This window comes from Stenotrophomonas sp. HITSZ_GD (assembly GCF_029543105.1).
Taxonomy (GTDB): Bacteria; Pseudomonadota; Gammaproteobacteria; order Xanthomonadales; family Xanthomonadaceae; genus Stenotrophomonas_A.
The window spans coordinates 21,455-33,792 of sequence record NZ_JARQXB010000011.1; the positions used below are offsets into that span (position 1 = coordinate 21,455).

The following is a 12,338-nucleotide window of genomic DNA, read 5'->3' on the forward strand; positions in this document are numbered from 1 at the left end:
CCGTAACCGGATGTAACCCTTACTCGGCCAGGTTGCGGCCGTGGAACAGCTCTTCGATCTCGCGCTTGAGCAGCGCCTCGATCTTCATGCGCTCCTTGAACGAGAGGTTCTTGGCCTTTTCCTCGAACAGGTACTGGTCCAGGTCGAAATCCTTCAGGTGCATCTTCGTGTGGAAGATGTTTTCCTGGTAGACGTTGACGTCGAACATCTCGTAGCGCGACTTGATGTTCTTGGCCAGGAAGTTCTGGATCGAGTTGATCTTGTGGTCGATGAAGTGCTTCTTGCCCTTCACGTCGCGGGTGAAGCCACGGACGCGGTAGTCCATGATCACGATGTCCGATTCCAGCGACTCGATCAGGTAGTTCAGCGCCTTCAGCGGCGAGATCACGCCGCAGGTGGCGACGTCGATATCGGCGCGGAAGGTGGCGATGCCTTCCTGCGGGTGGGTCTCCGGGTAGGTATGGACGGTGATGTGGCTCTTGTCCATGTGCGCGACCACGGCATCGGAAATCAGCTCCTTGCCGGCCTGCTTCTTGTCGATGACCGGCTCTTCGGAGATCAGGATCGTCACCGACGCACCCTGGGGGTCATAATCCTGGCGCGCGATGTTCAGGATGTTCGCGCCGATGATTTCGGCCACATCCGTCAGGATCTGGGTCAGGCGATCGGCGTCGTACTGCTCGTCGATGTACTCGATGTAACGCTGGCGCTCTTCTTCCGTGCGGGCGTAGCAGACGTCGTAGATGTTGAAGCTCAGCGCCTTGGTGAGGTTGTTGAAACCTTGCAACCTCAGGCGAGGCAACGGCTTGACCACGGCGGTCTATCCTCTGGGAGACGGGAAAGGGGTCAATTATGGGCCAAAGCGCACGGTAGCGGAACGTCTACCGCCGACAACGGTTTACCAAGGGCGAGCCATCCCGTTAAGCTTCCGGGAATCGAGCCGCGGAACTGCCATGAACCTAGGGAACAACACGGGTATGACATCAGTACGTCAGGCGACGACGCCCCTGTCCCTGGACACGGCGACCATCGAGCGCTTCCTCGCCCACAGCCACCGACGCCGCTACCCCACCCGGACAGACGTGTTCCGCCCGGGAGACCCGGCCGGCACCCTCTATTATGTGATCAGCGGCTCAATCAGCATCATCGCCGAGGAAGAGGACGACCGGGAGCTGGTGCTGGGCTACTTCGGTGCCGGCGAGTTCGTGGGCGAAATGGGCCTGTTCATCGAGTCCGACACCCGCGAGGTGATCCTGCGCACCCGCAGCCAGTGCGAGCTGGCCGAGATCAGCTACGAGCGCCTGCACCAGCTGATGCAGACGAGCCTGTCGGCCGATGCCCCGCGCCTGCTCTACGCCATCGGCGTGCAGCTCTCCAAGCGCCTGCTGGACACCACCCGCAAGGCCAGCCGCCTGGCCTTCCTGGACGTGACCGACCGCATCGTGCGCACCTTGCATGACCTGGCGCGCGAGCCGGAAGCCATGAGCCACCCGCAGGGCACCCAGCTGCGCGTGTCCCGGCAGGAGCTGGCGCGCCTGGTCGGCTGCTCGCGCGAGATGGCCGGCCGCGTGCTCAAGAAGCTCCAGGCCGACGGGCTGCTGCATGCCCGCGGCAAGACCGTGGTGCTCTACGGCACCCGCTGAAGCCTCCCCCTCGACCCCCGGCCTACCGGGGGTCGAGCGTTTCAGGGCAAGCGATCGCCGGCGCGATCGGCGCAACCCCAATTCAGGATCGGCGTGCCCGGCGGCAGCACCTGGCGGAAGTACGCCACCCGGCTGGCCTTGGGGTTGACGACCACCGGCGCGCGCGCGGCCTTGAGCAGCGGCAGGTCGGCGGTGCTGTCGGAATAGGCGATGGCGATGTCGCCATAGCCCAGCTCGCGCAGCATGCGCATCTTCTCTTCGTTGTGGCAGTGGCGCACCGCGCCCACGCCGCCCAGGCGCGGGCCGATCAGGCTGCCCACCACCGGCACGTCCTGGTGCGCGACGAAGGCCAGGATCGCCCGCGCCAGCTCCGGCGGCGCGCCGGTGGCGACCACCACGCGGTCCCCGGCCCGGCGATGGCCGGCGAAGACCTCCAGTGCATGCGGCAGCAGCCGCGCGCGCACCTCGGCCTGGTGGGCCAGCACGTAGGCGTCGATGACCCGGTTGAACTCGCGCGCGCCCTTCAGGCCGAAGGTGGCGATCCACACATAGCCCGAAATGCCGTGGCGGCGGGTCGGCAGCAAGGCCACCAGCGGCCCGAGCAGCGGCGTGAGCAGCAGCGCGGCGAGCAGGCGCAGCGGGTTGCGCCGGATCAGCCAGGCGAACAGGTGGCTGCCGGAATCGCCGTCGTAGAGCGTGTGGTCGAAATCGAACACCACCAGCCGCGCATCGGCGCCGGGATCGGGATACGCACTCACGGGAAGAACAGCTCGCGCAGCGCATCGCCGGGCTCCTCGGCGCGCATGAACGCCTCGCCGACCAGGAAGGCGTTGACGCCCTCCCCGCGCATCTTCGCCACGTCGGCCGGTGCCAGGATGCCGCTCTCGGTGACCAGCAGGCGATCGCGCGGCACCGCGGCGCGCATCGACAACGTCGTCTCCAGCGACACCTCGAACGTGCGCAGGTTGCGGTTGTTGATGCCCACCAGCGGCACGGGCACCTGGATGGCGCGCTCCAGCTCGTCGATGTCGTGCACTTCCACCAGCACGTCCATGCCCAGCTGCAGCGCCAGGCCGGACAGCTCGGCCAGTTGCGCATCCTCCAGCGCAGCGACGATCAGCAGGATGCAGTCTGCACCCAGCGCGCGCGCCTCGTACACCTGGTACGGATCGATGGTGAAATCCTTGCGCAGCACCGGCAGGGTGCAGGCCTCGCGAGCCTGGCGCAGGTAATCGTCGGCGCCCTGGAAGAAATCCACGTCGGTGAGCACGGACAGGCAACTGGCGCCGCCGAATTCGTAGCTCACCGCGATATCGGCGGGGCGGAAGTCCGGCCGGATCACCCCCTTGGAGGGGCTGGCCTTCTTCACCTCGGCGATCACCGCCGGCTCGCCCTGGGCGATGGCGGCCTGCAGCGCATCGGCGAAGCCGCGCACCGGCGAGGCATCCGCCGCGCGCGCCACGACCTCGGCCAACGGCACGCGCGCGCTGCGCTCGGCGATTTCTTCGGCCTTGCGGGCCAGGATCGTGTTGAGGATGTCGCTCATCGCAGGGATATCCGTAAGGCCGCGCATTATCGGCCAAAAGCCTGGCGCCCGGCCAACGCGCCGGGCTTATTCGGCGGACAGGGCGCGGGTCAGCGCCACGTATTCGTGCAGCTTGGCACGGGCGCTGCCATCGGCGATCGCCACGCGCGCGCGCGCGATCCCGTCGGCAATGTCGTGCGCCACGCCGGCCACGTACAGCGCCGCGCCGGCGTTGAGCGCGACGATGTCCAGCGCCGGGCCGGGCTGGTTGTCGAGCACGCTGAGCAGCATCGCCTTGGATTCGTCCGGGTCAGCCACCTTCAGGTTGCGGCTGTGCGACATGGCGATGCCGAAGTCCTCGGGGTGGATTTCGTACTCGTGTACCTTGCCCTCGCGCAGCTCGCCCACCAGCGTGCCGGCGCCCAGCGAAATCTCATCCATGCCATCGCGGCCCCACACCACCAGCGCGCGCTCGGCGCCCAGCTCGTGCAGCACGCGCGCCTGGATGCCGACCAGGTCCGGGTGGAACACGCCCATCAGGATGCTCGGCGCGCCAGCCGGGTTGGTCAGCGGGCCGAGGATGTTGAAGATGGTGCGCACGCCCATCTCGCGGCGCACCGGCGCCACGACTTTCATCGCGGGGTGATGCACCGGGGCGAACATGAAGCCGATGCCGCTGGCGGCGATGGCGCGGCCCACCTGCTCGGGCTGCAGCTCGATGATCGCGCCCAGCGCTTCGAGTGCGTCGGCGCTGCCGGACTTCGAGGAGACGCTGCGGTTGCCGTGCTTGGCCACGCGCGCCCCGGCGGCCGCCGCGACGAACATCGTGCAGGTGGAGATGTTGAAGGTGTGCGAGCCGTCGCCGCCGGTGCCCACGATGTCGACCAGGTGGGTGCGGTCGGCCACTTCGACGGTGCGCGAGAACTCGCGCATCACCTGCGCTGCGCCGGCGATCTCGCCCACGGTCTCCTTCTTGACCCGCAGGCCGGTGAGGATGGCCGCGGTCATCGTCTCGGATACCTCGCCGCGCATGATCCTGCGCATCAGCATGACCATCTCGTCGAAGAAGATCTCGCGGTGTTCGATGGTGCGCTGGAGCGCTTCCTGGGCAGTGAAGGTCATGGCGGTCACAGTGGGGCGTGTTCGAGTCGCGGGGTTCGGCTCACAGCGGGCGCTCGAGGAAATTGCGCAGCAGCGCGTGGCCGTGTTCGGTGAGGATGGATTCGGGGTGGAACTGCACGCCTTCCACCGGGTACTGGCGGTGGCGCAGGCCCATGATCTCCTCCATCGAACCGTCCGGGTTCTCGGTCCAGGCGGTGATTTCCAGCGCATCGGGCAGCGTGCGCTTGTCCACCACCAGCGAGTGGTAGCGCGTGGCCTCGTAGCGGTCCGGCAGGCCGGCGAACACGCCCTTGCCTTCGTGGCGGATCGGCGAGGTCTTGCCGTGCATGATGTTGCCGGCGCGCACCACGTCGCCGCCGTAGACCTGGCCGATGCCCTGGTGGCCCAGGCACACGCCGAGGATCGGCGTGGTCGGGCCGAGCTTCTCGATCAGCGCCAGCGAGATGCCGGCTTCGTTCGGCGTGCACGGGCCGGGCGAGACGACGATGCGCTCGGGCTTGAGCGCGGCGATCTGCTCGACGCTCATCGCATCGTTGCGCACCACCGTCACCTCGGCGCCGAGCGCCTGCAGGTACTGCACGAGGTTGTAGGTGAAGCTGTCGTAGTTGTCGAGCATCAGCAACATGGTGGGAATCTCAGGGGGCGATCAGGAAGATCGCGTAGACGTATTCGGTGAGGGTGATGCTGCCGGCTTCGAGGGATTCGGCCTGCTCCAGGTTCTTGGAATCGTTGTTTCCGACTCGATCCAACGCCGCGGGCGCCGGGGCGTAAGCCCGCGCGGGCTCGGCCCAGCTGCCGGCCTGTATGCCATAGGAAAAATCCGGCGCCACTTCGGAAATGGTGTAGAGCCCACCCAACTTCACGCCGTAGGCATCGGCAAGGTTATGCGCGGTAACACGGGTCTGCGCCGCGGCATCGCGCTTGAGCTCACCCCGCACCTTGCTCTCATTGCTGAAGGAGGGTTCGATACCCGAGACCTCCAGATGGTCGCTGGTCTTCAACCCACCCAGCACGGCGCGGACGTCTTCCAGTTTCGCGAAGCTGGCCGACAGCGTGCGGCTGACCTGGGTCCCTTCGAACACCTGGCGGCCATCGACATAGCGCGTGCTGGGCTCGATGGACAGCGACGAAGCCTCCACCGAATCGGCCAGCGCGTGCTGCGCCTTGAACAGACCCAGCACGGTGGCCGCGTCGGCCTGCACGCGGCTGCGTGCTGCCTCCGGCGCGGCGTCCTTCTGTTCCAGCTCGATGGTGAGCTTGAAGCGATCCGGCAACACCTCGCGTTCCGCCTTCCCTCGCACCAGCAGGTGCGGCTGCGAAGGCAAGCTGTTGACCTGCGCCGCCGCCAGAAGCGGGGCCAGCATCAGGCAGGACGAGAGGACGGCGGTAGCGAGACGGCGCATGCGAACAGTTCCTTGTGTCATGAGTCAGGCCAGAGCGGCGAAGTCGCCGCAGAGCGTATCCACCATCGCGGCAGTGGTCGCCCACGAGGTGACGAAGCGGATCACCACCTCGCCATCGCCGCGGGTTTCCCAACGCTCGAAGTCGTAGCGGCGTGCCAGCGCGTCCAGCTGCGCCGGAGTGACGACGATGAACTGCTGGTTGGTCGGCGAATCCACCACGAAACGCGCGCCGGCTGCTTCCAGCCCTTCGCGCAGGCGCCGCGCCATGCGGTTGGCGTGTTCGGCCAGCGCGAAGAACAACCCATCCTCGAACAGCGTGGCGAACTGCACGCCCAGCACCATGCCCTTGGCCAGCAACGCGCCGCGCTGCTTGAGCAGGTAGCGGAAATCGACCTGCAGCGCGGGGTGGACGATCACCAGCGCTTCGCCGAGCAATGCACCGTTCTTCGTGCCGCCGATATAGAAGGCGTCGGTCAGCGCGGCGATGTCGGCCAGGGTGAGGTCGTTGCCTTCGGCGGTCAGCGCCGCGCCCAGGCGCGCGCCATCCAGGAACAGCAGCAAGCCGCGCGCGCGGCACAGGCGCGAAATCGCCTCCAGTTCGGCGCGGCGGTAGATCGTGCCCAGCTCGGTGGTGTCGGAGACATACACCAGCTTCGGCTGCACGAGGTGTTCGTTGTCGTGCACGGCCAACAGCGCTTCGATGGCTTCCGGCGTCAGCTTGCCGTCCACGCCCGGCGCGGTGAGTACCTTGTGGCCGGTCAGTTCGATCGCACCGGTCTCGTGCACGGCGATATGCCCGCTCTCGGCGGCGATCACCGCCTGGTGCGGGCGCAGGAACGCGCCCAGCGCAGTGAGGTTGGTCTGGGTGCCACCGGCCAGCAGGTGCACCTGCGCCTGCGGCTGCGCGCAGGCGGCACGGATCAGTTCGGCCGCACGCGCGCTATGCCGGTCCAGTCCATAGCCGGCGTTCTGCTCGCCGCTGGCGCTGGCAAGCGCCTGCAGCAGGCGCGGGTGCGCGCCTTCGCTGTAATCGTTGCGGAAACCGATCCGCGCGACGGCCGCGTCCATCACAGCCCCTTGGCCGCCTGGGCGACGGCGCGGAACAGCGCGCGCCCCTTGTTCATCGTTTCCTGCCATTCGGCGTCCGGATCGGAGTCGTACACGACACCGCCGCCGGCCTGCACGTAAAGATGCCCGTCCTGGATCACGGCGGTGCGGATGGCGATGGCGGTATCCGCATCGCCATGCCAGCCGATGTAGCCCACCGCGCCGGAATACACGTTGCGCCGCACGGGCTCCAGCTCGCGGATGATCTCCAGCGCGCGGATCTTCGGCGCGCCGCTCACGGTGCCGGCCGGGAACGTGGCGCGCAGCACGTCGCTGTAGCTGAGCCCGGCCTTCAGCTTGCCGGTGACCTCGCTGACGATGTGCATCACGTGGCTGTAGCGCTCGATCACGAACTGCTCGCCCACTTCCACCGTGCCAGGCTCGGCGACGCGGCCGACATCGTTGCGGCCCAGGTCGATCAGCATCACGTGCTCGGCGCGCTCCTTCGGGTCGGCCAGCAACTCGGCTTCCAGTGCGGCGTCCTGCTCGGGCGTGGCACCACGCGGGCGGGTGCCGGCGATGGGCCGCACGGTGACCACGCCATCGCGCAGGCGGGCGAGGATTTCCGGCGAGGAACCCACCACCTGCGTGCCGCCCACGTCGATGTAATACATGTACGGCGAGGGGTTCAGCGCGCGCAGCGCGCGGTACACGTCGATGGGCCGCGCACGGAACGGCACGCGCAGGCGCTGGCTGGGCACCACCTGGAAGATGTCGCCGGCGCGCACGTATTCCTGCGCCTTGCGCACCACCTCGTGGTACTGCTCGCGGGTGAAGGAGGAACGGAAATCCTGCTCGTCGATCGCGTCGGACACCTGCGCCTGCGGGTAGCCCGCGCCGGCCTGGCGCAGCCGGTGCGCGAGCTCGTCCAGGCGGCGGTTGGCGCGCGCGAAGGCCTGCGGCTGGCGCGGGTCGGCATGCACGATCAGGTACAGGCGGCCCTTGAGGTTGTCGAACACCGCCAGCTCTTCGGAGAGCATCAGCAGGATGTCCGGGGTGCCGAGTTCATCGGGCTTGTCACCGGCGGCCAGGCGCGGCTCGATGTACTGGATGCATTCGAAGCCGAACCACCCCACCAGCCCACCGGTGAAACCGGGCAGCCCGGCGAATTGCGGCACGGAATGCTCGGCGCGCAGCGCTTCCACTTCGGCCAGCGGGTCGGCGACCTCGCGGCGCTCCACCACCTCGCCCAACTCGCTCACTTCCAGCGTATGCCCGCGGAAGCTGTACGCCCGCCGTGCCGGCAGGCCAATGATGGAATAGCGGCCGAAGCGCTCGCCGCCCTCGACCGATTCGAACAGATAGGTGTGCGGGCCGTCGGCGAGCTTGAGGTAGACCGACAGCGGCGTGTCCAGGTCGGACAGCACTTCGCGGACGACGGGGATGCGGGTATGGCCTTCAGCGGCCTGCTGCTGGAACTGCTCGGCAGTGATCAAGACGACTTTCCTTCCGGGAGGCTGCGGTGTGGAGACGGACGACGGCAACGGGCCACCATCGCCACCAGCGGCGAGCGGAAGAGAAGGAACGCGGGGTCGTCAGAGTGGACACGCCCGCACTTTAACCCAAACCCGTGGCCGGTGTCGGCGTGGTAACGGAAGAAACCGTCAACCGGCCAGCAGCGGACAGCCTTCGGGCAGGTGCATGCGCAGCCGGTGGCGCACGCATTCGATGCGGAAATGCCGCGCCTGCACGGGTTCGCCATCGAGGTTGAGCGTCAGGGGCGCCGGGGCGTCGATCTCCAGCCACGGCAGCTGGCGGCGCTCGGCCACCCGCTCCAGCGCCGCCTGCTTGCCGCCGCGCACGAGCGTGCCCAGGGTGGCGGCCACCTCGCCTTCCAGGCCGGGAATGACCGTCACTTCCAGCAGACCATCGTCGATGAGCGCATCGGGGCACAGCACCTGCCCGCCGCCGGCCTGGCGCCCGTTGCCCACGCCCAGCGCGATGAAGCCGCCTTCCCAGGCGAAGTCCGGTCCGCGCAGCCGCGCCTGCACCGGCTCGATGCGGCCCAGGCGCGAGAGGCCGGTGACGAGGTAGGCCAGCCCGCCGAGCAGGTCCTTCAGCCCGTCGTCGGTCTCCACGGTGATCTGCGTGCCGAAGCCGCCACTGGCCAGGTTGGCGCACCACAGGATCTCGCCGTTGGCCTCCAGGCGCAGCAGGTCCAGCGGCTGCGCGGCGCGCTCGGCGATCAGCCGCAGCGCCTGTTCCGGTTCGACCGGGATGGCGGCCGCGCTGGCGAAGTCGTTGGCGGTACCCAGCGGCAACAGCCCGAGCGTGGGCAACGCATCGGCCGGCGCCTCGCGATGGGCCAGCGTGGTGGCCACCTCGCTCAGCGTGCCGTCGCCGCCGCCGGCGATCACCGTGTCCACGCCGTCGGCGATGGCCTCGGCCACGTAGCGCTCGGCGTCGCCGCCTTCCCAGGTGACGCGCACGTCCAGGTGGATGCCGCGCTGACGCCAGTCGCCGACCGCCGTGCGCACCGCGTCGTCGCCGGCCGCCTTGCCGTTGAGGATGAGTCGCCAGCGCGGTGCCTGCATGCGGGGTCCGGAATGTCGGGGGAATGCGCGCCACGCTAGCAAGCCGGCGCGGCCATGGCCGTGAACGCATTTCGAATCGTGCCGGCGCCGGCCGGCGCGGTGTCATGCCGATGTCATCGAGGCGGCCTAACGTGGAAGGCCATAGCAGGGACGACGGGCGGAGGCAGGATCAGCCTCCAATCTTCCGGGTCCGCCCGCACGGGCGGATCCCTTCGTTCAAGGCGCCGCACCCTCTCTCCTGCGGCGCACTGGCAAGCGGCGCGCGTTCGCGTCGATCGGGCTGGCGGTCCCTCCCCCGGCAGGCACCCGATCGACGCGGCGAACGCTGTTCAGCGCCCGCCGGCGGCGAAATCGCGCAGCGCCTGGCCTTCCATCCGGTACACCGTCCACTCGTCCATCGGCCGTGCGCCGGCGGCGCGGTAGAAGTCGATGGCCGGCTGGTTCCAGTCCAGCACGGACCATTCGAAACGACCGCAGCCCCGCGCGACCGCCAGCCCGGCCAGGTGCCGCAGCAGCGCCAGGCCCGCGCCGTGGCCGCGGTGTTCCGGGCGCACGAACAGGTCTTCCAGGTAGAGACCGTTGCGGCCCAGCCAGGTGGAATAGTTGAAGAAGTACACCGCAAAGCCGATCGCCACGCCGTCCTGCTCGCATACCAGCGCGTGCGCGGTGGAGCCTTCGCCGAACAGGCTGGCGCGCAGGTCCTCGACGCTGGCCTTCACCGCGTCCGGCTCGCGCTCGTACACGGCCAGCGCGGTGACCAGCTCGTGCAGCAGCAGCGCATCGTCCGGCGTGGCCTCACGGATGCGCGGGGCGGCGGCGCTCATCGCGCGGCGGCCACGGCCACGCGCATCTTGCGGATGACCTCGGCGTAGTCCGGCGCGTTGAAGATCGCCGAGCCGGCCACGAAGGTGTCCGCGCCGGCGGCGGCGATCTCGCCGATGTTGTCGGCCTTCACCCCGCCGTCGATCTCCAGCCGGATCGGCTTGCCGAGCGCGTCGATCTTCTTGCGCACCGCGCGCAGCTTGTCCAGCGCCGAGGGAATGAAGGCCTGGCCGCCAAAGCCAGGGTTCACCGACATCAGCAGCACCATGTCCAGGTCTTCGAGCACCCAGTCCAGGAAATCCACCGGCGTGGCCGGGTTCAGCACCAGCCCGGCCTTGCAGCCGTGCGACTTGATCAGCTGGATGGTGCGGTGGACGTGGCGGCTGGCCTCCGGGTGGAAGCTGATGTAGGTGGCGCCGGCCTCGGCGAAGTCCGGGATGAGGCGATCCACCGGCTCCACCATCAGGTGCACGTCGATCGGCGCGGTGACGCCATGCTTGCGCAGCGCCTGGCACACCATCGGGCCGATGGTCAGGTTCGGTACGTAGTGGTTGTCCATCACGTCGAAGTGCACCCAGTCGGCGCCGGCGGCCAGCACGTTGTCGACCTCCTCGCCCAGCCGGGCGAAATCGGCCGAGAGGATGGACGGGGCGATGATGCAGGTGGACATGGCGGTCTCCAGGAAGATCAGCGCCGGCGGCGGCGCTGGATGCGGTCGTAGGCGGCGTTGATCTGGCGCGCGCGGCGCTCGGCCTGCTGGCGCAGCTCCGGCGCGGCGCCGGCGAGCTTGTCCGGATGGTGCTGGGACATCAGGCGGCGGTAGGCCAGGTCGATCTCGGCGGCGGTGGCGTCGGCGGTCAGGCCGAGTTCGCGGTACGGGTCTTCGCGCTCGCGGTTGAACCAGCCGCGGTCCACGGCGTGGCCGAGCAGCAGGCCGATCAGCGCGCCGAACAACGGGCTGCCCCGGAAAAGCAGGGCGCCGGCGATGAAACCCAGCAGTTTTCCGTACCAGCGCATGCGGACGCGACGTCGGGGCAGGACAGGGCCGGCAATTCTACGCCAGCGGCGCCGTCGGGACGGGCCTGACCGGCCGCGTCGGGGTCCGGTAAGGCGGGCTTTCCGGCCCCTGGCCGGCGGCCCCCCATCCGGCCCCGAAGCGCCGTACACTACGCGGCCCGCTGTCGCCGCCGCGGGCCCGACGGGTCCCGGGGACAGCGCCAATGCGAAGTCCTTAGGAGTGCCTGTGTCGACCACGCTGTTGCAATCCGATCTCCCCGGCCTGCCCTTGCGTCACCGCGGCAAGGTTCGCGATGTGTTCGATATCCCCCGCGAGCGCCTGCCCGCCGACGCCCCGCCGGGCGACTACCTGCTGATGGTCGCCACCGACCGCCTCTCCGCGTTCGACGTGGTGCTGCCCGACCCGATCCCGGGCAAGGGCGAGATGCTCTGCCAGGTCTCCAATTTCTGGTTCAAGAAGACCGAGCACCTGATGCCGAACCACCTCACCGGCATCGACGTGGCCAGCGTGCTGCCCGACGGCGTGGACAAGGCGCTGTACGCCAAGCGCGCGGTGGTGACGCGCAAGCTCAAGCCGGTGCCGGTGGAGGCGATCGCCCGCGGCTACCTGATCGGCAGCGGCTGGAAGGATTACCAGCGCACCGGCAAGGTCAGCGGCATCGAGCTGCCCGATGGCCTGCGCCAGGCGCAGAAGCTGCCCGAACCGATCTTCACCCCGTCCACCAAGGCCGCCGTGGGCGACCACGACGAGAACATCGACTTCGACGCGATGGTGAAGACCGTCGGCGCCGAACTGGCCGAGCGCGTGCGCGACGCGACGCTGCGCATCTACCGCTTCGCGGCCGATTTCGCCGCCGAGCGCGGCATCCTGCTGGCCGACACCAAGTTCGAGTTCGGCACCGATGCCGACGGCCGCCTGTACATCATGGACGAGATGCTCACGCCGGATTCCTCGCGCTACTGGCCGGCCGACCAGTACGAGGTGGGCACCAGCCCGCCGAGCTACGACAAGCAGTTCGTGCGCGACTACCTGGAGACGCTGGACTGGAACAAGACCGCGCCGGGCCCGAAGCTGCCGGTCGAGGTGATCGAGCGCACGCGCGCCAAGTACGCCGAGGCGCTGCAGAAGCTGGCCGGCATCTCGGTCGATTGAACGGAAGGGGCG

General features: G+C 68.6%; 14 protein-coding genes. 2 read left to right on the plus strand and 12 right to left on the minus strand.

Going from position 1 to position 12,338, the window contains the following annotated elements; genetic code table 11:
- Positions 1 to 19: 19 nt before the first annotated feature.
- Positions 20 to 814 (minus strand): adenosylmethionine decarboxylase, encoded by a 795-nt coding sequence (speD, locus tag P6166_RS11810; RefSeq protein WP_057646947.1) that lies wholly within the window; start codon positions 812 to 814, stop codon positions 20 to 22.
- Positions 815 to 953: 139 nt separating this feature from the next.
- On the opposite strand from speD, the gene crp reads away from it, so the two are divergent.
- Positions 954 to 1,643, plus strand: coding sequence for a cAMP-activated global transcriptional regulator CRP (gene crp / locus P6166_RS11815; RefSeq protein ID WP_057646950.1), 690 nt, complete (start codon positions 954 to 956; stop codon positions 1,641 to 1,643).
- Between the two features lie 41 nt (positions 1,644 to 1,684).
- Here the strand turns inward: crp and P6166_RS11820 are convergent, their stop codons facing one another.
- From P6166_RS11820 to P6166_RS11870, 11 genes are all read right to left on the minus strand, one after another.
- Positions 1,685 to 2,401 (minus strand): haloacid dehalogenase-like hydrolase, encoded by a 717-nt coding sequence (locus tag P6166_RS11820; protein ID WP_277764662.1) that lies wholly within the window; start codon positions 2,399 to 2,401, stop codon positions 1,685 to 1,687.
- Positions 2,398 to 3,189, minus strand: a complete 792-nt coding sequence (gene trpC / locus P6166_RS11825) for an indole-3-glycerol phosphate synthase TrpC (RefSeq protein ID WP_277764663.1) — start codon at positions 3,187 to 3,189, stop codon at positions 2,398 to 2,400. The genes P6166_RS11820 and trpC overlap by 4 nt, the downstream gene beginning before the upstream one ends.
- Before the next feature lie 66 nt (positions 3,190 to 3,255).
- A complete protein-coding gene (gene trpD / locus P6166_RS11830) occupies positions 3,256 to 4,290 on the minus strand; it encodes an anthranilate phosphoribosyltransferase (protein WP_277764664.1) in 1,035 nt (344 codons plus the stop codon).
- A 40-nt stretch (positions 4,291 to 4,330) separates the two neighbouring features.
- Positions 4,331 to 4,915: an aminodeoxychorismate/anthranilate synthase component II gene (locus tag P6166_RS11835; protein ID WP_277764665.1), complete on the minus strand. Its 585-nt coding sequence runs from the start codon at positions 4,913 to 4,915 to the stop codon at positions 4,331 to 4,333.
- A gap of 10 nt (positions 4,916 to 4,925) precedes the next feature.
- Complete coding sequence (locus P6166_RS11840) at positions 4,926 to 5,693, minus strand: SIMPL domain-containing protein (protein ID WP_277764666.1); 768 nt, start codon at positions 5,691 to 5,693, stop codon at positions 4,926 to 4,928.
- Positions 5,694 to 5,717: 24 nt separating this feature from the next.
- Positions 5,718 to 6,761 (minus strand): aminotransferase class I/II-fold pyridoxal phosphate-dependent enzyme, encoded by a 1,044-nt coding sequence (locus P6166_RS11845; RefSeq protein WP_277764667.1) that lies wholly within the window; start codon positions 6,759 to 6,761, stop codon positions 5,718 to 5,720.
- A complete protein-coding gene (trpE, locus tag P6166_RS11850) occupies positions 6,761 to 8,236 on the minus strand; it encodes an anthranilate synthase component I (RefSeq protein ID WP_277764668.1) in 1,476 nt (491 codons plus the stop codon). The genes P6166_RS11845 and trpE overlap by 1 nt, the downstream gene beginning before the upstream one ends.
- A 168-nt stretch (positions 8,237 to 8,404) precedes the next feature.
- Complete coding sequence (yegS, locus tag P6166_RS11855; protein ID WP_277764669.1) at positions 8,405 to 9,334, minus strand: lipid kinase YegS; 930 nt, start codon at positions 9,332 to 9,334, stop codon at positions 8,405 to 8,407.
- A gap of 329 nt (positions 9,335 to 9,663) precedes the next feature.
- Positions 9,664 to 10,158: a GNAT family N-acetyltransferase gene (locus P6166_RS11860; RefSeq protein WP_277764670.1), complete on the minus strand. Its 495-nt coding sequence runs from the start codon at positions 10,156 to 10,158 to the stop codon at positions 9,664 to 9,666.
- Entirely contained in the window at positions 10,155 to 10,826 is a 672-nt protein-coding gene (gene rpe / locus P6166_RS11865; RefSeq protein ID WP_277764671.1) for a ribulose-phosphate 3-epimerase, read from the minus strand. Before rpe ends, P6166_RS11860 begins: the two co-directional genes overlap by 4 nt.
- 17 nt (positions 10,827 to 10,843) lie before the next feature.
- The gene (locus P6166_RS11870) at positions 10,844 to 11,173 is read right to left on the minus strand and encodes a DnaJ domain-containing protein (RefSeq protein WP_130319473.1); all 330 of its coding nucleotides are present in this window, start codon (positions 11,171 to 11,173) and stop codon (positions 10,844 to 10,846) included.
- 226 nt (positions 11,174 to 11,399) lie between these two features.
- On the opposite strand from P6166_RS11870, the gene P6166_RS11875 reads away from it, so the two are divergent.
- Complete coding sequence (locus P6166_RS11875) at positions 11,400 to 12,326, plus strand: phosphoribosylaminoimidazolesuccinocarboxamide synthase (RefSeq protein ID WP_277764672.1); 927 nt, start codon at positions 11,400 to 11,402, stop codon at positions 12,324 to 12,326.
- Positions 12,327 to 12,338: the final 12 nt, after the last annotated feature.